General features: G+C 61.6%; 17 protein-coding genes. 7 read left to right on the forward strand and 10 right to left on the reverse strand.

Annotation, left to right across the window (positions count from 1 at the left end; all coding sequences use genetic code 11):
* Nucleotides 1–123: 123 nt before the first annotated feature.
* Complete coding sequence (locus tag SINAC_RS33845; RefSeq protein ID WP_015250037.1) at nt 124–540, reverse strand: SRPBCC family protein; 417 nt, start codon at nt 538–540, stop codon at nt 124–126.
* A 2-nt stretch (nt 541–542) separates the two neighbouring features.
* Nucleotides 543–851, reverse strand: coding sequence for an ArsR/SmtB family transcription factor (locus SINAC_RS33850; RefSeq protein ID WP_015250038.1), 309 nt, complete (start codon nt 849–851; stop codon nt 543–545).
* A 487-nt stretch (nt 852–1,338) separates the two neighbouring features.
* On the opposite strand from SINAC_RS33850, the gene SINAC_RS33855 reads away from it, so the two are divergent.
* Nucleotides 1,339–1,887, forward strand: coding sequence for a GNAT family N-acetyltransferase (locus SINAC_RS33855; RefSeq protein WP_015250039.1), 549 nt, complete (start codon nt 1,339–1,341; stop codon nt 1,885–1,887).
* 189 nt (nt 1,888–2,076) lie between these two features.
* Nucleotides 2,077–2,382, forward strand: coding sequence for a hypothetical protein (locus SINAC_RS33860; protein ID WP_015250040.1), 306 nt, complete (start codon nt 2,077–2,079; stop codon nt 2,380–2,382).
* Nucleotides 2,383–2,410: 28 nt separating this feature from the next.
* Here the strand turns inward: SINAC_RS33860 and SINAC_RS33865 are convergent, their stop codons facing one another.
* The 6 genes from SINAC_RS33865 to SINAC_RS33890 form a co-directional block, all read right to left on the reverse strand.
* A complete protein-coding gene (locus SINAC_RS33865; RefSeq protein ID WP_020466511.1) occupies nt 2,411–3,682 on the reverse strand; it encodes a hypothetical protein in 1,272 nt (423 codons plus the stop codon).
* A 359-nt stretch (nt 3,683–4,041) separates the two neighbouring features.
* A complete protein-coding gene (locus SINAC_RS33870; protein ID WP_015250042.1) occupies nt 4,042–5,346 on the reverse strand; it encodes an efflux RND transporter periplasmic adaptor subunit in 1,305 nt (434 codons plus the stop codon).
* A gap of 5 nt (nt 5,347–5,351) precedes the next feature.
* Nucleotides 5,352–8,621: an efflux RND transporter permease subunit gene (locus SINAC_RS33875; protein WP_015250043.1), complete on the reverse strand. Its 3,270-nt coding sequence runs from the start codon at nt 8,619–8,621 to the stop codon at nt 5,352–5,354.
* Nucleotides 8,622–8,748: 127 nt separating this feature from the next.
* Nucleotides 8,749–9,381, reverse strand: coding sequence for a TetR/AcrR family transcriptional regulator (locus tag SINAC_RS33880; protein ID WP_015250044.1), 633 nt, complete (start codon nt 9,379–9,381; stop codon nt 8,749–8,751).
* A gap of 283 nt (nt 9,382–9,664) precedes the next feature.
* Nucleotides 9,665–10,966, reverse strand: a complete 1,302-nt coding sequence (locus SINAC_RS33885; protein WP_015250045.1) for a molybdopterin molybdotransferase MoeA — start codon at nt 10,964–10,966, stop codon at nt 9,665–9,667.
* Between the two features lie 168 nt (nt 10,967–11,134).
* Nucleotides 11,135–13,156, reverse strand: coding sequence for a PQQ-dependent sugar dehydrogenase (locus SINAC_RS33890; protein ID WP_015250046.1), 2,022 nt, complete (start codon nt 13,154–13,156; stop codon nt 11,135–11,137).
* Between the two features lie 475 nt (nt 13,157–13,631).
* On the opposite strand from SINAC_RS33890, the gene SINAC_RS33900 reads away from it, so the two are divergent.
* Nucleotides 13,632–15,074: a putative sulfate exporter family transporter gene (locus SINAC_RS33900; RefSeq protein ID WP_015250048.1), complete on the forward strand. Its 1,443-nt coding sequence runs from the start codon at nt 13,632–13,634 to the stop codon at nt 15,072–15,074.
* Between the two features lies 1 nt (nt 15,075).
* On the forward strand, nt 15,076–15,321 hold the full coding sequence (locus SINAC_RS33905) for a hypothetical protein (protein WP_015250049.1): 246 nt from the start codon (nt 15,076–15,078) through the stop codon (nt 15,319–15,321).
* Nucleotides 15,322–15,515: 194 nt separating this feature from the next.
* Here SINAC_RS33905 and pyrC read toward each other — a convergent pair whose 3' ends face one another.
* Entirely contained in the window at nt 15,516–16,658 is a 1,143-nt protein-coding gene (gene pyrC, locus SINAC_RS33910) for a dihydroorotase (RefSeq protein ID WP_315851122.1), read from the reverse strand.
* Nucleotides 16,659–17,355: 697 nt separating this feature from the next.
* Between pyrC and SINAC_RS33915 the strand changes: the two genes are divergently transcribed.
* From SINAC_RS33915 to SINAC_RS33925, 3 genes are read left to right on the forward strand one after another with little or no spacing between them, the layout of a single operon-like run.
* Nucleotides 17,356–18,141: an amidohydrolase family protein gene (locus SINAC_RS33915; RefSeq protein ID WP_015250051.1), complete on the forward strand. Its 786-nt coding sequence runs from the start codon at nt 17,356–17,358 to the stop codon at nt 18,139–18,141.
* Complete coding sequence (locus SINAC_RS33920) at nt 18,138–18,923, forward strand: amidohydrolase family protein (protein ID WP_015250052.1); 786 nt, start codon at nt 18,138–18,140, stop codon at nt 18,921–18,923. Before SINAC_RS33915 ends, SINAC_RS33920 begins: the two co-directional genes overlap by 4 nt.
* 42 nt (nt 18,924–18,965) lie before the next feature.
* A complete protein-coding gene (locus SINAC_RS33925; RefSeq protein WP_015250053.1) occupies nt 18,966–20,297 on the forward strand; it encodes a DegT/DnrJ/EryC1/StrS family aminotransferase in 1,332 nt (443 codons plus the stop codon).
* Between the two features lie 112 nt (nt 20,298–20,409).
* Here SINAC_RS33925 and SINAC_RS33930 read toward each other — a convergent pair whose 3' ends face one another.
* The gene (locus SINAC_RS33930) at nt 20,410–22,017 is read right to left on the reverse strand and encodes a pilus assembly protein TadG-related protein (RefSeq protein WP_015250054.1); all 1,608 of its coding nucleotides are present in this window, start codon (nt 22,015–22,017) and stop codon (nt 20,410–20,412) included.
* Nucleotides 22,018–22,033 lie beyond the last annotated feature (16 nt).

Raw genomic sequence — 22,033 nt, forward strand, 5'->3', positions numbered from 1 at the left:
GATTGGCAACAGCAAATCCCGCCAACCGTCGCGTCAGCGACGGTTGGCGGGATTTGAGCATTTTGAGAGAAGCAGGAAGTTCATCGAAGCCCCGCCACCGAGGCTTTCAGGAACAGCGGAGTTTCAGCCAGCCACGCTCGACGCGATGGCCGACGAAATGCGCTCCAAGACCTTTGGCCAACCCGCCCCCATACCCTCGAAGGCCGTTTTGCCCAGAGGGGAGTCGAGGTCGAAGCCCGAGTGCTCAAGGTGCAGCCGCGTGCCCGAGTTCTCGGGTTCAAGACGCCAGGTGATGGTCGTATCGAGCGTACCAGGCGCGAAGCTATAGCTCAGGAGACGCTCAGGTTCCACGGCAATGACTTCGCACGGTTGTTGCCCCCATGGCCCCATATCGAGCGTGAACCGATGGCCGACGACGGCTCGTACGTCACCCGCTGCCCACCATTTCGCATGAATTTTGGGGTCGGTCAGCGCTTGCCAGACCTTCTCCGGCGATTGACTGACAAATTGCGACAATCGAATTATGCCTGGTTGAATCATTGCTATTCCTCTTCCAAAGTACGATCAAAGGCTTGCAGCCGCTCACGCCAATAATGCTCAAATGGCTTTAGCCACTCATTCACTTCAACGAGACGTGCCGGCTCGATGTGGTAGTACCGTTCGCGGCCGCGCCGCTCGTCCCGAACCAGCTCGGCGCTCCGCAACACCTGCAAATGTTCCGAAACGGACGGGCGATGCAGGCTAAACTCATCAACCAGGTTATTGACGGTGTACGGCCGTTTGAGCAGGAGTTCCAGAATTCGACGGCGAATCGGATTCGCCAAAACCGCGAAAACATCGGGGGTCGTCATGCCCGCATTATGCGTCGGATATTTCCGACCTGTCAATAACAGAGACGAGAGAAAATCGGAACCGGAGTGACTGCTGCAAGAGAACGTGGAGCAAATTTCGGGAGGCAGCCCAAGTTGGATACGGCGTGGGAAACCGCCCGTGCAAAGGTTCAGTCCACCGTCTGATCGACGAGAAGTCGTTGCTCGAACGATTCCGCTGCGCTACGATGAATGGATGGCCTGGGCGGAGAGCAGGGCAACGTGGTGGAACGACTCGAGCGCCGACCCAGGGGCCAAGACCGAAGGAGGGGCGGCACAATGCCGCCCTGTCATTCCTTCGGGATTGGCAAGAAAGCGGTCAATCTTTGCATATAGATCAAAAGTCCACCATTTTATCTCCCAACCCCGGTTTCTTCATTTCACGCTGAACCATTAGTTCAACCAAGAGAGATCACTTCGACTGCTGTACATTCGACGAAGACATACGCATGAGATCAAGAGAGACGCTATGGATTTGGTGATTAAAGCACTTGACGGACAGACCGCCGGGGATCCTCACAAGCTCAATGATTCATTCCTGGTGGAGTCCGAGTTGACTCTCTCCGCCGAGGGTGGCGTCATCCGCTACGAGGTTGTCCCGGTCCCCCCCTACAAGAAATCCTACGCCGACGACGGCTTGGCCGATTACCAGAACGCCCCTGACATCGCTGTTTTCCTTGCGTATCTCGATGGCCTGATCGCAGGCAGGGTCGTCTTATCGGAGGGATGGAACCGGTACGCCTGGATCGAAGACCTTGTCGTTGACGCCCGCTGTCGGAGGTTGGGAGTTGGCCGGGCATTGATGGACCGTGCTATCGCCTGGGCAAGCGAGCGAGGGTTGCCAGGGATCAGGCTCGAAACGCAAAGCAACAACGTCCCCGCCTGCAAATTCTACGAGGTGTGTGGGTTTCAGCTCGGGGGATTCGACCAACACCTTTATCGGGGTCTGGACAAAGCAACTACGGAGATTGCCCTCTTCTGGTATCTTCCGATCCGAGCGAAGGGATCGCACGTCTAGTGGACCCCGAAAGTGCGACCGCCAGAACCAGCAGGACGCCTACCGGAGGGCGCAATCCAAAGAAATGCACAAACCACAAGTTTTGCACGCGATTCCCACAGCTCAGTGCCAAAATGACGATCTTTATGAGAGACTGTAGGCTTCCCTCTCCCTGAGAGGACGAACGATCGCAGCGAGGGAGGCATGACGATGACGGAATTCGGAGACCTCGACGGCCGATTCGAGTTCTATGCGATCGTCACTCCGGACGGGAAGATCCCGACCGTCTTGGATGACACCACGCTCAACGCCCCGGCCGAATGGTACACCAGCCCCATCGGCACCCTCGCCCACCTGTCCGACTTCGCGCTCGTCTTCACCGACTGGGACGACGCCAACACCGACTTCCAGCGGTATCGAGTGAGCCTTCCGGCGGGGACGACGATCCGGGCCTTCACAGTCGGCGTGGTCGAGGTTGTGAACGCGTACGAAGGGATGGAAGCCAAGGCGAGTTGACAAGCCGTTCGGCGGTGCGATGCCGAGGTCACTCGCATTCGCGCGATGGCTGCGAGGCGGCCGGACCAACACTCCAGCGGGGAGAAGTCTCAGCCTCACCGCAAGCCTCGCATCCTCGAACCGCCTCGGTGCATTCCGGTTCCCACTCGTGTGGGGCAAAACCGAGAGAAGAGCACGGATGAACCGCAAGCGGTGGACTGGCCAGGGAGTCGACGACGGAAAAGCGGTGAACCCGTAGGGGTGCCTCGGCCTGGACCTCCGCGAGGTCTGCTTTGACAGTGACATAGACCCAGCGACCGTCTTCCGAGAAAATCGGTGGGCTGCAGGCCAGGCCGTCGGTCAATTCGATCACGTCCGACTCATCGACTCGGAGTCCTCCTGTCTCCTCGTCGACGGTCACCGGCGCCAGCCGCAACTCGAGGTCGGTATGCCCCTGCCGACGGACCAGGTAAGCCAAGGCTAAGCCACCGTCGGGAGTCGCGGAGATCCGGGCCAGGCGTTCTTCCTGGATCGGCTCACCCCGTCTCTCAAGTGCCGGTCGGACAAGCCGTCCCGCCGCCTCGATCGCCCAGCCGTCGGCGCTGAGCCGGAGCCACCACAACTGCGGCAATTCCGGCCCCGACGTATCGGCACGATCTTCCCGGACCGCCATCGAGACGAGGAGCGTCCTCTCCAGGCTCGGTTCGATCGGCCAGGTCGGATCCAAAACCCGAAGGATGGCGACACCAAGAGGGGGCGAGATTTTCCAGGTCAGCGGTCGAGGCAACAGGCCGTCGACCCTGGAGCGATTGGAATCGCCGTTGTGTCCGAATGAGTGGCGATAGAGCCGCCCGTCTGTCCCCGCGAAGAGAATCGTCGCCGACAGATCCGGGGACCAGCAGGGCGGACCACTCGCGGGCACTTCGAGCGGTAACCGGTCGAGAACCTCACCGCCGGGAAGCGCATAGCGCGCCAGCCCCGCAGTCCAGCAGCCATTGACATCGTATCCGCGCCATTGGGCGACGAGATGCATCCGATTCAGGCCGTCCCGCCAGGGAGAACAGACGGAGTACGCAAAGGTATCCGGCTCACCGACAGAGACACGCTCGATCTCACCCGTCTCCGCGTTCAACAGACTGATGTACTGGTGAGAAGTGGGGTCGATCAAGACCTGATGACTGACCACCCGACATCGAGGTGCCGCTTCCAGCCGGGATCGCCGTGGACCGCCGTCAGCCCGACCCAGCCTCACGGCGGCCACGATGAGACCAATCACCGCGACGACGAGGAGGTAGTTCAGAAGGGTTGACGGCAACCGCAATGCAAGTCTCCAGGGCGAACCGCCGCTAGGACTGAATGACCTTGCCGATTGCCCGGATGCCGAAAACGTGTCAGACGGATTTCCGGACATCGCCCCCCCTTCGCGTCCGACGTCCACGCGAGCAATGGGTGTCGATGCGGCTTGATTGAGAGCGTAACAGAAACCAAGGTCACCGACAACATGATCAGCCTGGCCTGCTCTCACATGTCCCCGGAGACGTTATATTTCCCTGCCTCGCCTTGGCCGTTGGGGCCTGGAGATGCTCGCATCAACGAACGCGTCCGCTGAATTCAGACTGAAATCGACAATCGTTTCAAGTCCAGGTCGCGAATCCCCCAGTCCCCAACGAAACTCGATTCTCAGTGTCGAGCCGCAGACACCGCCGAAGTTGTTCCGGCCAAGGACGCGGTCTTCAGCGTCGGTTCGGTCGGTTCGACCTTCACGCCTTCAACAAGGTTTTCGGTGGGATTCTGAATGAGCCGTTCGGTGCCCGAGAGGCCCTGGAGGATCTCGACGTCTTGGCCGTAGTCACGTCCGAGCTGAACTTCCTGGTAATGCAACGAGTCGTCGGGGCCGACGACCGCGACGCGGGTGCCGAGGGTGTTGATCACCAGGGTGGTGGCCGGAATGAGCAGCGGACGGCCCCCCGCCTCGTCAAAGCGGACCTTCACATACATGCCCGCATAGAGCTCGCCCTTCTCGTTGGGAAGGACAACCTCGGTGAGCAAGGTTCTCGACCGGGTCTCGATCGCCCCGGAGGTTCGCGTCACGTTGCCCACGAACTTCCGGTTTGGCTGTTCACGCACCAAAACTTCGGCATGCTGGCCCGCTTTGATGCCAATCGAGTTCGCTTGCGGCACGTTGACGTAGACTTTGAGCTTGTCGGTCTGAGCGATCCGGTAGAGCGGCTGACTGGAACCGGAGCTGATGAGAGCGCCGGTGTCGACGTTACGCTCGGTGATGACGCCACGGAACGGGGCCAGAACCTTCTGGAATTTTTGGAGCTCGGCCAGGCGATTGGCGCTGGCGGCCTTGGCCTCAATGTCGGCGGCGGCGGTCAGGAGAGTCGCCTCGGCCACCTTGAATTCGGCGGTGTACTCGTCGAGAACTTGCCTGGTCTCGGCCCCTCGACTGTTGAGTTGCTGGGAGCGTCTGAGCGTGAGCGCAGCCAGCTCGAGTCGCGACTCGGCAAGCTGGCGGTTCGCCTTCGATTGGGCCAACAGCGCCTGGGCCTGCTTGAGCTCCTGGTCAAGTTCGGGGGTGTCGATCTCGGCCAAGAGCGCCCCTGCTTCAACCTTATCGCCGATGTCCACGAGGTAGCGTTTGACGTACCCATCGGTGCGAGCAAACACATTCGTATCTTGAAATGCTCGGATCTCGCCGGGCAGCGTCAAGTCGGCCGGCTTGTCTTTGCGGAAGGGGACCGAAATCTGGACCCGGGGCCGACTCGCAATCGCCTCGGCGGTCTCGGCATAAAGGGAGGCCCGCTGCTCACGCCGGGGCTGCCGGCCAACGACATAGAGGGAGCCCAGCCCCCCTCCACCGAGGACGAGCAGGCCGAGGACGGCGAAAACGGGGGTCCTGGACCGGGCGGGCTTGGGTTGCTCGGCAGGAGCACCGACACCCGGTAATGAATGATCCGGAATGAGGTTCACCGTGGTCATTGGGCTCAATCCTCGTCTGTCTGAACAAGAGGCGGCTTGCGCCGCAGCAGGCTGTAAATGACCGGAACAAAGAACAAGGTGGCGAGGGTCGCGACACTCAGCCCACCGATGACCGCTCGGCCCAGCGGGGCGTTCTGCTCACCCCCTTCGCCCATCCCCAGGGACATCGGCAGCATGCCGATGATCATCGCCAGGGCGGTCATCAAAACAGGACGGAACCGAGTCCGCCCCGCGGCCAAGGCCGCAGTGCGAGCGTCGTCGCCTTGAAGACGCCGGCCATTGGCGAAGGTCACCATCAAGATGCTGTTGGCCGTCGCGACACCGATACACATGATCGCCCCCATGAGTGAGGGGACGTTGATCGTCGTCTGGGTAGCGTAGAGCATCCAGATGATCCCGGCGACGGCTCCCGGCAACGCCCAGAGGATGATGAACGGGTCGAGCCAGGACTGGAAGTTCACAACCATCAGCAGGTAGACGAGCAGGACCGCGAAGACGAGCCCGAACGCCAGCCCCTTGAACGACGACTTCATGCTCTCCACCTGCCCGCGAAGGATCAGGTTCGAGCCTTTGGGAAGCTTCGTCCGGATCCCGGTCTGCGGATCGACCGGGCCGGCGATCTTCTCGATCACCTTCTCAAGGTCGGCCGCGACGCCCCCGAGGTCGCGCCCTTGCACGCTGGCGTACACGTCGAAGACAGGCTGGACGTTGTAATGGTTCACCACCGCCGAGGTCACACCACGATCGACGTCCGCGACGTTGATGAGAAGCTGGGCCGAGGTCGCCGAGGCGCCGGGCGCGATGATCGGAGTATTGTTCAAGGCCTCAATCGAATCGATCAGACGCTGGGGGGTCTGAACGGCGACCGGGTAGTTGACTCCGTTCTTGGGGTCAATCCAGTAATTCGGCGAGACCTGCCCGCTCGAGCTGAGCGAGACGAGCAAGCTATTGGCAACGTCGCGCTGAGTCAGGCCCACCTGGTCGGCCCGCGTCCGGTCGACGTTCACCTGAAGCTTGGGGGCGTCGACAATCTGGTGCAGGTGGACATCCACCGCGCCCGGAATCTTGGCCACTTCCTTCTCGATCTCGCGGGCGACCTTGTAGTTTTCATCGCGGCGGTTGCCGCTGATCTGAATATCGATCGGCGCAGCCAGCCCGAAGTTGAGGATCTGCCCCACGATATCGGCCGGCTGGAAGAAGAACGTGGCCTCGGGAAAATCGTGGCTGAGGAGCTTGCGGAGCTTCGCGAGATACTCGGGGGTCGATCCGTGATGCTCATGAAGTGCAATCAGCATTTCACCATCCGCCGAGCCCACCGTGGCCGAGTCGCCAAACGCCAGATTGATCCCGTTGGCAGGGAGGCCGATGTTGCTCAAGATCGTGGCCACCTCGTGCGGCGGGATGGTCTTGCGAACCACCTCCTCGACCCGAGTGAACAGCTTCTCCGTCTCTTCGAGCCGGGTCCCGGATGGGGCCCGGATGTGCATTCGGATCTGGCCGGCGTCCACCGCCGGAAAGAAGTCTTGCCCAAGCTCACCGAAGAGGAGCGAGGTCCCCCCGACGAACGACGCAAAGCCCAGGCAGACCAAGATGCGATGGCTCAGTGCCCAGTCGAGCATCTGCGTGTAAAGGCCGCGAACCTTCTCGAACTGGTGGTTGAACGCGCGGTGAATCCGCCAGAAAATATCGCCCTTGGCCGGAGGCTTGGGCTGACCGAAGGCGTCGAGCTCAGGCGTGTACTCGACGTGGATCCCTTCCTCCTCGAGTTCGTGAGCGTTCTGCCGGTAGAGCTCAACCTCCTTGCCGAGCATGCCGTTGATCATCGTCGGCACAAGTGTACGTGACAGGAAGTAGGACGCCATCATCGCGAAGGCGACCGCCATTCCCAGGGGCGTGAACAACGACTGGGCCGCCCCTGACAGGAAGGTCACGGGAATAAAGACGATGCAGATCGCCAAGGTCGAGACGAACGCAGGCACGGCGATCTGCTCGGCCCCATCGAGGATCGCCCGTTTTAACGGCTTCCCCATCGCCAAGTTGCGGTGAATGTTCTCGATCTCGACCGTCGCGTCGTCCACGAGAATCCCGACCGCCAGCGACAGACCGCCCAGCGTCATCGTGTTGATCGTATGCCCGAGCGCTGACAGGATCAGGATTGAGATCATGATCGACAGCGGAATCGAAATCGTGACGATCAAGGTGCTCCGCCAGCTCCCCAGGAAGAGCAGGATCATCATCCCCGTGAGCACGGCCGCGATCGCCGCCTCATGCAACACACCCTCGATCGAGTGGCGGACGAAGACCGACTGATCGAACAGAAAGTCGATCTTGAGCGCATCGGGCAAGCTCGCCTTGATCAAGGGCATCGCGGCCTTGACCCGCGCGACGATATCGAGCGTGGAAGCACCTCCCGCCTTGAGGATGGTGAGCAGGCTGCCGCGCTGGCCGTCCTTGACGACGATGTTCGACTGCACGGCCGCCCCGTCGCGGACCTGGGCGACGTCCCGGATATGGATCGTCGCTCCTCCCACGTGGCGGATCGGCAGGTCGTTGAGGGCCTCGAGCACGTCGGGACTGCTGTTGAGCTGGACCTGGTAATCACGCGGCCCGATCTTGGCGTTGCCGGCGGGCAAGATCAGGTTCTGCGCGTTGATCGCGAGCGAGATGTCGGAGGGGGAAAGGTTGTTCGCATAGAGGGCCTCCGGGTCGAGGTCGACCATGACCTGGCGGGGCTTACCCCCTAACGGCAGCGGGATCTGGGCCCCTTGGACAGTCGCCAGCCTCGTCCGGATGAAGTTCTGGCCCATGTCATAGAGCTGCTGCTCCGAGAGGCCGTCTCCGCCGACACCCACCTGAAGGATCGGGACGTTCGACGCGCTGAAGCGGATGATGAAGGGGGGCGTGATCCCAGGCGGCAGGACGCGGAGGACCGCGTTACTGATCGCATTGACCTGGGCGACCGCCGCCTCGATCTTGGCTCCGGGCTGGAAGAAGACCTTGATCACGCTCACGCCGGCCAGGCTCTGCGACTCGATGTGCTCGATGTCGTTGACCGTGGTCGTCATCGCCCGCTCGTGGATCGTGACGATCCGCTTCTCCATCTCGTCGGGCGACATGCCGGGATAGGTCCACACCACGGCAACTACCGGGATGTTGATCTCCGGGAAGATGTCGATCGGCATGCGCAAGAGCGTCACGCCGCTCAGAACGGCGATCAAGAGCGACATGACCACGAACGTATACGGCCGTCGCAGCGCGAGACGTACGATCCACATGGGGAGCGAAACCTTCCTGAGGAGCGGCGGACGCGGTCTGGCAGACCGTGCCGTTAGGCCGCTCAGGTCGAGGGTGGGCGTTGAGAGTCAAAAAAAATAGGCCGGGGACGAAGCCCCTCGACCCGTGTCAGCGGGGACCTGCGTCCGAGGGAGGGCTGCTCTTGAGAACTGTCTCGAACATCACGAAGAGGAAGTCGTCGAGAGGCTCATAGCTCTTGGCGACCTTCATGCGGAGGATGGCCCCTTCCCAACTGTTCAGGCAGAACCCGGCCAGTCGGTCCGCATCGAAGTCAGCGCGCAAGTCGCCAACCTGCTGGGCCTCGCGGAAACAGCGAGCGATCTTCGCCCGGTACTCAGACAAAACCTCTTCAAGCCGAGTTCGGAAAACTTCGCTGTGGTCGGCCATCTCCTGGCCAAGGTTGCCGAAGAGACAACCTTTCCGATACCCCAGCGACTGATGCCGAAGGGCCGACAACTCGAAAAACCGACGCAGCCGAGCAAGCGGCCTCACGTCTGTATTATTAAGTTGCTCGTCAAGACTCGCCATCCGCATCGCCGCATATTCGGCCACAACTTGCAGCCCGAAGTCTTCCTTGCTCTTGAAAAAGTGATAGAACGAACCTTTGTGAACCTTCGCTTCCTTGAGGATCTCCTCCAGGCCGCAATGGTTGTACCCCTTCTCCAAGATCAAATGCGTTCCCGCAGCGATCAAGGCGGTCCGGGTCGCGACAGGCGGTCGATTGGTTCGCGTGGCGCTCATGTCGCTAATACTAGACTGGTCGGTCAACTAGTCAAGAGGGGGCGTTTTCTTGAGTTCCCAGTTGGCCCTGCCTTTCTGTTCAAACATACACAGAACGACGGGTCGATCATAGGCGCTCCGCCCGCCTCGGGCGGTAGCTCGAAGACTCGGTCTTGCGTCTGATCTCTATTGTGGCTGCGCCACCACGGACGACTCGTTGTCCAGGCAGTCCAGTCAGAACTCAGCCGGAACACAGGCCCCATTTCCGGCGATGGCGCAATGACAGCGAAAGTGGCTCTCGCCCTTAAAGAGGAGGGCTGTCATAGAAATGGACTTCGACGGCTTGGCCCGCTTCGTAGCCATCGATTTCTTCCGGGACAAGCACAAAACCGTCCGCCGCCACCGTGGAGCTCAGGATCGACGCCCCTCTTGGCCAGACCGGTTCGACGGCATCATCACCCGAACAACGCACTCGCAAATACTCGAGTTTGCCGCGTGGCGACCGGATCGGTTGACACAAGCGCATCGTGCGACGCGGGTAGGGCCAATCGGTATCTCGGGAACCAAGAATTCGAATGACCCGACGGGCGAAGAGATCATAGCCGAACAGGCACGCAACAGGGTTGCCTGGCAGCAGAATGACCGGCACATGTCGAATCATGCCGAACGCGACCGGCGCCGCGGGCCGGATGCCAACACCACGAAAGACGATGGTTCCCAAAGCGTTCAGCACCGCGGCGGTGTGATCCCCTCTTCCATACGACGTTCCGCCGGAAATCAAGACACAATCGGCTCGCTCAACAAGCGCCTCAACTCCCGATCGGATCGCTTCGAGGTTGTCTGGCAAGATGCCAGCCTCCGCGCCCCCAGCGGCGATCACCTGGCCCCCGTCGCGCTCAACCAAGCATTTCAGCAAGAGCGAATTTGTATCGATGATTCGTCCGATACCCGGCGTTGCGTCGGGCGGGACCAGTTCATCGCCGGTCGCGAGGATTCCTACGCGAGGCACTCGAGTGACGTCAATCTCACGGAGGCCAGCGGAACAGCACGCGGCAATGTCCTGTGGGCGTAACGTTCGCGGCGGCGAAACGATGATTCTTCCCGCTGGAATATCCTCATCCGCCAGAGCCACGTCTTTATGCGACTCAACGGGCCTGCGGAGCAGGATCGTCTCGCCTTGCTGGTCGACCGATTCCCACCGGACCAAGGTGTCAGCCGTATTCGGGACCACAGCCCCCGTGGCGATTGCCGTGCATTCACCGGGGCCGATCGTTCCAGTGAACGGCTTTCCGGGTAACGACTCGCCCACAATGGTGAGCGAGACTTCATCCCCGTCGGCCAATGCGCGGGCATCCTCAAAGCGAATCGCAAAACCATCCATGGCGGCTCGTCGGAACCCCGGCACGGATGCAATCGCGATTGCCGGTTGCGCCAGACGGCGTCCGGCGGCAGCCAGTGGCGAAATCCTCTCCTGAGGCAGACAGGACAGCCGCCCATCGATCCGCGAAAACGCTTCCGCAACGGTGCAAGCAAGCGAGGGGCTAGTGGATGAACCGGGCGGCCGGTTCCTGTGTTGATCCGCATCCGTGCGAAGGTTCGCAGTCATAATGTCCACTTCCAGGAATGTCGCAATCCCTTCTCCATTTCGCGACCGATCGGGATGCTCACGCCCGGCATGCCGTTGGTTGAAGACAGCATTGGAGACGACGCCTTGGCGACCAGAAACAGCGTCAGGCCGGAGGCCGGGCCGGCCTAACGCGGTGTCATCGCCCTATCACCGGCTGAACCGATAGATTCCCTGGCCGTTGTTGGTGGTGGTCAGGAAGTAGACCTCTCCCTGTTCATCCTCGCCAAACGACAGGACGGGTAGGCCCTGAGACGGGATGGGGCGGTTCTCAACGACGCGGCGCTGGGCGTCGTCATAACGCAGAGCCCAGAGTCGGCCAGTCACGTAATCGGCGTAGAGATAGGCTCCATCCAATTCCGGCAGGCGAGTGCCTCGGTAGACGTTCCCCCCAGTGATCGACTTACCCGTGTCGTGGTGGGAGTACTCCCAGATCGGGTCGATCAACTCAGGCCGAGGGCCGACGCCCTTGACTCCGAAGGGATGCAGCGACTCACGGAGGTTCCAGCCGTAGTTGCCTCCCTTGGTGATGATGTCGATTTCCTCCCAAAGGTTCTGGCCGACTTCGCCCGCCCAGAGCCAGCCCGTTTTCCGGTCGAAGGCCATGCGCCAGATGTTGCGGATGCCGTAAGCCCAGATCTCGGGACGGGCGTCGGAACGGCCAACGAAGGGATTGTCCTTGGGAATCGCGTAGTTTTTATCACCTTCCTTGTGGTCGACATCAATACGGAGAACCTTGCCAAGCAGGGTTTCGAGATTCTGGCCGTTCTCGTGAGGGTCGTTGCCCGCGCCTCCATCCCCGTGCGTGACGTAAAGGAAGCCGTCAGGGCCGAAGAGGACGGTTCCCCCGTCATGGTTCCAGTACGGTTTCTTGAAGCGAAGGAGTTCCACCTCGGACGCCGGGTCGGCCTGGCTGGGGTCGTCCTTGCGGACCTGGAACCGCGAGACCACGTTCGTCAGCCGCTCCGCCTTCGGCGTGTAGAAAACGTAGAGATACCCGTTTTCCTTGAATTTGGGGTGGAAGGCGAGCCCCAAGAAGCCTTCCTCGTTGGTCTCGTCCTTGTAGGAGACGCGGTCCCGGATATCGAGGAAAATGGTGGTCTGGGTCGCCTTCTGATCGTTGGGGAAGGCGTGAATCACACCGTGCTGGGTGGCGACGAAGACGCGGTTCGAACCGTCACCGGCATGCGTCAGGACGAGCGGCCGCAAGGTTTGGACAAGACCGTCCTCGGTCTCCCCCTTCCAGCCAGCCCATTGCAAGTCGGGGAACGCCACGGCGGTCTTCAAAGGAAGCGGTTCCTCGTTGACCTCAGCGCCAGGGACGGTGATCGGCACCTCGACGACTGTGCCCCCACCCATGTCGGGAACCAGGAGCCGCTTGGTGGAGGATTCGACCGTGAGGTCGGCCGCATTCGTGAGCCCCTGGGCCAGAAGCACGGGCTTGGCCCCGGGACGCGCAATGACGAACACGCGGCCCCCCTTCCAGTCGCTCACGAAGAGGCGACCGAACTGGTCCCAGGCAAGTCCGTCGGCAGCCCCCAGGCCGTCGGCGAGCGTCTCGACCGAATGATCGGCCAGCTTGATCCGGTAGAGCGTGCCCGTGCCGAAGTCGGCGAGGAGAAGATGCGACGCTCCATCAAGCAGTAAGCCGTTCGGCGTGTGGAGGTTCGGGAATTGCTTCTTGTCCAGGACCAGGCTCACGGCCCCCTTCGGCGTGATCCGGTAAACCGCCCCCTCCCCCCCTTGTCGGTTTCCCGAGTCGCTGACATAGAGAGTGCCGCTCTCCACATCGACGGCCAGGTCATTGAGGAACAGCGGCGGCGTGGGAAACGCCGAAGCGGGAGCGAAGACTTCCGCTTTGCCCTTTCCATCGATCCGCCAAACCCGATCCTTATCGGCCACGAAAAGCCATTCTTGATGGGCAACTAGCCCCTTCGGGTCATCGAGCCCCGAGGCAAACGGCACGGCCTTACCCTGTTCGATCTTAAGAACGGCACCGTCACCGTCGCGGCCGGATTCGCCGATAACCGAGACGAAAACCTGCCCCTGGCTATTCAGTGCCACCGACTCCGGTTTCGTCAGGCCCGTGACCACGGGCTTCGGCGGCGGTTGAGCGCCCGCTTGAGTGACCGCACTGCACACCACCAAAGCCAGACCCAGCGATTGCCTCATCGCGAGAACTCCATGTGACTCAGGGACACCCCACCGTGACACCGCACCACACCGCGAGCCAATCGAACCGAAAGTCGGGAGCGATGGCCGATCGTCTCAGAATGGCCGCAATGTCCGTCGACATGATCATGCCAAACACGACCACGATCCCGCCAGAGCGACTCGTTATACCAGCAGGTTGCGAGGTGCTACAAGCATGGCGTACTATGACACGATCATGGCGCAATCCCAACCGTCCGAGAACGATCTCCAAAATCGGGAACTCCTCAAACCTATGCCGGCGCCCCAACTCACCAGTCATGGGCCGCCAAACAGGGGGAGATCGGCCTGATTCTCAAGGCCACCGATTCGCGCAAGCCGACTCGGCAAAAGCCTTAGGGATTCTTGTATTTGCTTGATGAGGATCGGCCTCAATCAATCCCAATGGCATCCCCGCCCACCGTGTTCGATACACTCGACTCGAGGACTCCGTTCCGTGCGATCCTGGTTTGCCTCGGAAGACTGGTTTGCCGTCTGGCTCGGCGTCGCGATCGTCTTGATTGCGTTACCGACTGCGGCGGGCCTCGACCTGTTGGGCTGGGTTGCCGCCCCACGAATCTGGCTCGGCCCCGGTGACGCCGTCCGCCCCGTTTCGGCTCACTACGCGGGCCTTCCCGGGTTCGTCAGCCTCCTATTCACTTACTTGTTGCTCCTTGGGCTTATCGGCGCCTGTGCTGCGATCCGAAAGTTCGACCTCCGGACGTTCATCCCCAGCTTCACGGTGATCTTCTGGCTCAGCGCCGCGAGCTTGATCCTCGGGCATTATGCTTACATCGCCCAGACGCCCGATAAGCGATCGGCGACCGGCATCACATGGTCGCTCGGCTTGACCGGGGAGGCGGGTTTCCTCGTCGCCCTGCTGTCCGGCCTCTTCGTCGGAAACGTCCTACCGTCGGTGGCCGTCCGGCTGAAGTCGGCGGCCCGTTCCGAGTGGTTCATCAAGACCGCGATCGTTCTCCTGGGTGCGGGACTCGGGATCAAGGCCGCCGCCGCCTCCGGCCTCGTCACATCGATCATGTTTCGCGGTCTCGCCGCAATCATCGAGGCCTACCTGATTTACTGGGCCTTGGTCTACTTCATCGCACGAAAGTACTTCCGGTTCAGCCGAGAATGGGCGGCGCCGCTCGCGTCAGGGATCTCGATCTGCGGGGTCTCCGCCGCGATCACCACGGGGGCGGCCATTCGCGCTCGCCCCATTGTGCCGATCATGGTCTCCTCGCTGGTCGTCATTTTCTCGGTGTTTGAGTTGCTGATCCTCCCGCTCGCCGCTCGTGAATTCCTGTCAAACGAGCCGCTGGTGGCGGCCGCCTGGATGGGCCTGGCGGTCAAAACCGACGGCGCGGCCGTGGCGAGCGGAGCGATCACCGACGCGCTGATCCGTGCTCGAGCTTTGGAGTCTGGAATCGCCTATGAGGCGGGTTGGATCCTGACGACCACGACGACGGTGAAGGTCTTCATCGATCTCTTCATCGGCGTCTGGGCAATGGTCCTGTCGCTCGTCTGGACCTACGGAATCGAACGGAAGCCCGGCGTGAAGGTCCCGGTCCGCGACGTGCTGAAGCGATTTCCCGCCTTCGTCCTCGGGTATTTCGCCCTCTTCCTCGCCTTCCTCGGCCTGACACTGGCCCGGCCGGCCATGGCCCCGGGCCTCGCGGCGGCGACCGCGCAAACCGAGCCCTTACGAGGCCTCTTCTTCGCCATGACCTTCTTTACCATTGGAATGGCTGCCGACCTCAAACGCCTTTGGGCCGAAGGGATCGGCCGGCTCGCCCTGGTCTACGTCATCAGCCTCTTCGGCTTCATTATCTGGATCGGGCTGGCGATCTCGTGGCTCTTTTTCCACGGCGCACAGCCGCCGATCATCACCGGAGGGCCTTGAAATGAGTGACCGCTCTCCCGAACCCGGCACGCAGCAGTCGCTCGCGGAAGAACTCGCCGCAATCCCGTACGAGCCGCTCCTGCCGATCGAAAAATGGCTCATCGCCGTCAGTCTGATTCTTGGCGTCGCTCTCTTAGGCATCCTTTCATGGGCCAGTGCAACCTACTTTCCCGTCACACCGCCCTCATCCGCCTCGGGATCACAGACGCCGAATTCCCAGACAACGGCGACCTCAACCTCACGTTAGCCCCGATGGCCCTCCACCGCCGGCCGGGCCATGCCCCGGCTCGCCTTGCTTGTTCCTCGGCGCCGTCCTCGCCCACGGCCGGCTGACCGTCACGATCTGGATCAGGGCCGCCGGGCTCAGCGACCAGTTCCGTCCCTGTTACACCGCAGTTACGGCGGCTTCGGCGATCCGAAGGGAGTGGCCTCGCACGGGCATCACAACACCCGCCATGGTAATTCCTCGCCTGCCAGGAACGGCGTCATCCCCTCGATCATCCGAGGGACGACCCATGGCTCGCGAGCCAACTCCATGCGGCCCTCGTTCAACGGCAGGCCGTAGAACTTGGCCCCGTTGACCGAGGTGAAGTCCTCCAGCCGATCCAGCGCCTCTTCCGCGTCAAACCTTGACGCGAGCGCCGCCATCGCGACGGGCGACGAGAACACCCCAGCAGCACAGCAGCCAGCGTCCACGTTGAACTTGGCGGCGGTTGGATGGGGAGCAGAGTCGGTGCCGAGGAAGAACTTGCCCGTGGGCTCCAATGCCGCTCTCAAGAGGATCTCCCGATCCTCATCGAATTTGGCGATCGGAGAATAGAAGTAGTGCGGGTGCAGTTGCCCGCCTCCCCCCCACCGGCCCCGGCCTCCAAGGTCATCCAAGGTCAGGTACAAATGATGCACTGTAATCGTGCCCGCAACCGTGTCGGGGCAACTGCGGACCCACTCGACTCCCTCGCGCGTGCTGATGTGCTCCATCACCTGCCTGAGCTTCGGAAAGCCGTCCACCACCCGATGCATTTCGGGAAGCATTCTCTGCTCGGCGGTCAGCCATCCCGGCCCCGGCAGTTCCCCGTGCCAGCAGAGCACCATGCCGGATTGCTCCATGGCCGCGAAGGTATCGCCCAGTCCCCGCAACTGCTCGACCGTCACGCCGCCATGCGAGCCAGTGGTGACACCTTGTGGGTACACCTTGGCCGCCACCACACCGTGCTCCTTGGCTTCGTGGATCGTTGCCGGGGTCGTGCGTTCGGTCAACCGTATGGTCATCAGCGGCTGAAACTCAAACTCCGAGCACTTACTGATACGATTACGAAGATCACTGGCCTGCGGTCCCGTGTCGATCGGCGGAACGTTTGGCATCACCAACGCTCGCTCGAAGTGCTTCGAGGTGTGATTGACGACCTTTCGGAGCATCTCACCGTCGCGTAGATGCACATGGAAATCGTCTGGTCGTCGGATATTCAGGATCATTTTGCTTCCCCAAATACGATTCGTGCGTGCCTGATGAGCGACCGGATCCGCCAGGGATACAATCGGACCACCGATCCCAGTTCCACCCCTTGAGGCGCCCAGCCAGGCCATCCCGGCGACATTGCAGCGGGACAGGATACCGCCACATGCGACGATGAGCTTGGTGATGGCCCTCTTGCGAGGCCTTGCTAATCCACTCAGCCACCAGCGGCGTCAACGGCTTTCCACTCAGGCCCCCGCCATCATACTGTGTCAAGGGACTGTGATCGCTCCCAAACAGACCCCGCCGGTCGATCCGCTCTGGCACGCTGGGCGGAACGACCCACCGCCATTGACCTCAACGGCGTTGCGAGACGGTACGGGAAGGATGCGTCTTGGGTACCGAGCCGGTCGGGCCTTGATGGAGAGGCCCGCTTCAATCTCGGAGCGATGCTCGGCCGTGTGGACAGTATCTGCGAGTTCCTCGTGATAAAGTGGGGCGTAATCAGTTCTTCCCTGTCCCTCCTCTGCACCGTCTTCTTGCTCATCCCCCAGCGCTCGGCCAACTCACTACTAGGTGGAGAACGGTTTGATCTCGGTGACAACGTCCATTAAGGTGATCCCTGATCAGTATGCTCTTGTCCTCGTGGTGGTGGCGAAGCAGAAGTCTTCCCCCCTACCTCTCATGAATCGGTCAGCTTTGCCGATCTGCAATGCGGGGCGGTCTGGTCAGGATTTTCCTTTTGGTACTGCATTGGCCACATGAGCCCCTGCTGACGAATGTAAACCCTTGTTTGCGTGGGGACTTCGACGATATAGGGAGGAGCCTGTGGAGGTCTGGGATCTGCACTGCCATCTCTCCGGGGTTCCCGGCCGGACACCGGATGAGCGGATGGCTCAGCTCATCAAGTACGCCGACCGGATGGGGATTGCCCGAATTTGTGTCTATATGGGAATGAACTGGTCGTACGACCCTTCACCCGAGGAATTCCGCAAACAGAACGACGAAGTCCTCCAGGCGTTGAGTCACTGGCACGACCGAGCGTTGGGGTTCGTCTACCTCAACCCGAAGCACGTCAAGGAGAGCCTCGCCGAGCTGGACCGCTGCGTTCGCGACGGCCCCATGGTCGGCGTCAAGCTCTGGGTGGCGCAGCATGCCAATGCCCCGGAGTTGGACCCGATCGTCGAGCGAGCGACCGAGCTCAACGCAGTTATTTTTCAGCATACCTGGATCAAGGCGACGGGAAATCTCCCAGGCGAATCGACCCCGATGGATCTTGCGGCCCTGGCGGCCCGACACCCGAAGGCGGCGCTGATCTGCGGCCATACCGGGGGGGATTGGGAGTTGGGAATCCGGGCCGTCCGAGGCCAACAGAACGTGGCAGTGGACCTGGCCGGAGGGGATCCGGCGGCCGGGATCACCGAAATGGCGGTGCGCGAGCTGGGCGCAGAGCGCGTGATTTACGGCAGCGACGCCGGTGGGCGGAGCTTCGCGTCGCAACTCGCCAAGGTGCAAGGGGCCGACGTCCCCGACGCGGCCAAGAAGCTCATCCTCGCGGGAAACCTCAAGCGGCTGCTCGGGCCGATCCTCCAGGCGAAAGGGGTCCGGCTGTGACGCCTCGACTCATCGACACCAACGTGAATCTCTCGCGCTGGCCAACCCGCCGAGTGCGGAACGACGAGACAGCCCGGCTCGTGGCGACCTTGAGCGGTCATGGCGTGGTCGAGGCCTGGGCCGGTAGCTTTGATGCCCTGCTCCACAAGGACCTGGCCGGAGTCAATACACGGCTGGCTCACGAGTGCCGCGCCCAATCACGGATCCGTCTCGTTCCGTTCGGCTCGGTCAATCCGGCTCAGCCCGACTGGGAGGAGGACCTCAGGCGGTGCGTCGAGGAGCATGGGATGCCAGGCATCCGCCTTCACCCGAACTATCACGGGTATCAGCTCGACCACCCGGCGTTCGCCCAGCTTCTCACGCTGGCGGCGAAGCGCGGCTTGGTCGTCGCACTCTGCCTTCAGATGGAGGACGAGCGCATGATGCACCCCGCGTTCCGGGTCACTCCCGTCAATCCGGCTCCACTCGCGGCGGTGATCGCGAAGATTCCAGGGATCCGTCTGCTCTTGCTGAACGCGCTGAACGTCATTCGCGGGGCATCGCTTCAAAAAGTGGTTCAGGCCGGCGACATCTCGGTGGAGATCTCCGCACGTGAAGGCGCCGGGGGCGTGGCGAGCCTGCTCGAGGAAGTGCCCCTGGATCGCGTCCTCTTCGGGTCCCATGCGCCTTTCCTCTATTTTGAGTCGGCCATCCTCAAGCTCAAGGAGTCGGACCTGACCCCGGCACAACTGCGGGCGGTGCAGGAACAAAACGCGCGGCGGTTGGTATCCGCAGCGCGTTGAACCCACGAATTCAATTCTCAAGGCCTGAGCAGGATTTCTTCCATGACAGACAAGAATCCTTTCTCCCGACGCCAGTTCCTTGCCGCGACCTCGGGTGTCATGGGAGCCGCCAAGCTCTACGGTCAGGGGGCGGCGGGCGAGGCGACCCCCGCCGCAAAACTTGCCCTTCAAGGGGGGCCGAAGGCCGTGCAAGGGGGCCTGCCGCAACTCGTCCGCTGGGGTCAGCCCGAACGGGAGCGGATGAACGCCCTCATCGATCAGACGAACCTCTTCTACTGGAAGGGGCCACAGACGACCTTGCTGATTGATCGATTTCGACAGACCTGCCCGCTTGAGCACGTGATGACCTGCTCGTCCGGCACCGCGGCCCTGCACATCGCCGTTGCGGCGGCCGGGATCGAACCGGGGGACGAGGTCATCACCAGTCCGATCTCCGACATTGGCACTGTGATCGGGGTGATCTATCAGCAGGCGGTCCCCGTCTTCGCCGACCTCGGACGGAACACGTATAACCTCGATCCCGAAGACGTGGCGCGACGGATCACGCCCAAAACCAAGGCAATTATCGCCGTTCACCTCGCAGGCAACCCGTGCGACATGCACGCCCTGAAAACATTGGCCGATCAACACAACCTGGTCCTCATCGAAGACTGCGCCCAGGCCTGGGGAGCTAAGTTCCGCGACAAGCCGATCGGCACGGTTGGACATATCGGCTGCTTCTCGTTGCAGGCCGCCAAACACGTCACCAGCGGCGAAGGAGGCGTGGTGGCCTCGAACGACCCACGGTTCGGCCCGCTCCTCCAGCGATTCGGGGACAAGGGGATGGACCGACTCGCCAAAGGGGGATTGTTCGAGGTCTTCGCCACGAACTACCGGATGAGCGAACCGCAGGCGGGCTTCGCCGCCGCCCAACTCACACGCGTGGAAGGGATCGCGGAGAAACGCTCGCGACTCGGCAATCTCCTCAACGACAAAATCGCCAGCACGCCCGGAATCGAGCCCCATCAGGTTCATCCCGACGACCGCTCCACGTACTGGTTTTTGATGTTCCGCGTCCGACCCGAGTCCTTCAAGTGCGAGCGGGCCGAGTTTGTCAAGGCCCTCGTCGCAGAAGGCGTTCCCGCCTCGGCTGGATATATTCCCGTGCCTCTCTACGGCAACCCGGTCTTCCAGAAACATGGCTTCTTCGCCGGGCGTTGGCCCCTCAAAGAACAGGGCCTGACGACGATGGACTACGCCCAGGTCGCCTGCCCCGAAGCGGAAGCAATCCTCAAGACGGGCGTCCGGGTGACAATTCACGAGGGGATGGGCGAGGCCTACGTCCTGAGCCTGGCCACGGCCGTCCGGAAGGTGGCGACCCACTACGCCCACTGAACCGGCGATCGTCACCACCTCCTATTTTGGGAAACCGGCGCAGAGAACACGAGTGTCCCTTGGCATGCCGGAAAGGCATCAAGAGGCTATTCCAAATCGGGGGTCCCTCCGCTCAGCGCGAGATCGCGAGAGGTCGATAGATGAACCGGGAGGTCGTTTTACCCCCGTTGGAAAGCGCGGCGCCACCGCCGATTGCGGTCGGGTCAATGACGAATTCCGGCTGGGCCAACAGCTTCAAGCCGATCAACCCCCCCGTCCCAAGGCCGAACAGGTTGAGCCGGTCCGGAATGTCGAGCAGGTCAAGAATCACGATGCCACCGAACCCAACAATCGTATAGGTGACCGGCGTTTGCCCGACAATCGCCGAAAGTAACGCACTCAGCCCCCCCGGCGTCGTCGTCTTCTGGTAGAGAGGAATAATTCGCGGTTGCCCTTTGATCGAGCCAAGCAGTGTTTTCACGGTCGCGGTAAGTCCCGCATCGCCGTTGATGGTCAGGGTTCCGTCGTTGCCGAGTTTAAAACTCCCCCCCATTGAGGCTAAGTCGGTCGCGTTCGGGCCATACTGGAGCTGACGAACAAAGTCGGCGTTGCTTCCGTTGCCGTTACCGATGTAGATCGTGCCGAAATTGCCGATCCGCACCGGGTTCCCCAGAATTGGCAGCTTGTTCAAGATCTCGAGCTTGATCCCGAGCAGGGCAAGAATCGGGTCGAGAATGATGTCGGGGACCAATAAGGGGATGAGCAGCGTCTCCTTGATTCGGTCGCCGGGCAGCAATGCGGCCAACGCAGGGTCGAGAGGAACGCTCAGGGGGTTCGAGAGATTCGTCGGGTTGAACGTGTATCGGGTGGGATCGAGCAGGATCGAAAGTGCGCTCCCCGTGTTGCTTAAAAGGGTACCGAGGGAGAGGTCGGCAAACTTGACTCGGGCGGAATAGTCGTTGCCGGTTGGGGCGATCGTCGGATCGTATCGGTAAAGGTCGAGTGAGCTCAGGCCGGCGGCCATCGCCCCGTAGGTATTGACGTCCATCGCAAAGGGCAAGAGCTTGCTCGTTGCCGGACCATTGGGATCGATCCTGAATCCAATGATGTTGTCTTCGTAGGTTGCCGTGGCAGTCGCCGTGAGACCGATATTTTTAAATCCGTTGACCCCTCCAAAAAAGAGGGGAAGTGCCCCATTGCGCTGTCCATCACGATGTGCGGTGATCTGAACGGAATTCGCCGACTTGTACGTGGAGTTGACCGTGGGCGGGGTCACAAACGGCACAGGGATGCTCGTGACCGCCGGCAGGAAAAGCAACGGGGGGCTGAAAGCGACGGGGGGCGTTCCCGTATTGAGAACAAGCGCACTGCGATCCCCCATCGGGTTCGCGAGATAGCCCACAACGATGTCGCCGCTCGTGCTATTCGGATTATTCGCGTCGAGTGCGATGCTGGCGCCGCCCGCCTGGTTCGAAGTAGCCAACGACTGGGCGAGGCTCCGTGCGGCCACGATCTCGGTGGACTGATCGGGCGACCCTTTAAGCTCATCACGATCGAGAAGTTGAGACGCGGCCGCCACAGCTGCGGAGTCGGCCACGTTCTGAAGTTGGGTCTTGGCCAGGGTGATATTGCCGGTGTCGACCGCCAGCCCAACGAATCCGATCAAGACGACCAACAAGACAGCGACGAGCACCAGTATGGCCCCGTGCCGGGTTGGCGACGACCGATGATGAATACGCATGCTTGACGCCTCTCCC

Origin of the sequence: Singulisphaera acidiphila DSM 18658, from assembly GCF_000242455.2 — a bacterium.
Taxonomy (GTDB): domain Bacteria; phylum Planctomycetota; class Planctomycetia; order Isosphaerales; family Isosphaeraceae; genus Singulisphaera; species Singulisphaera acidiphila.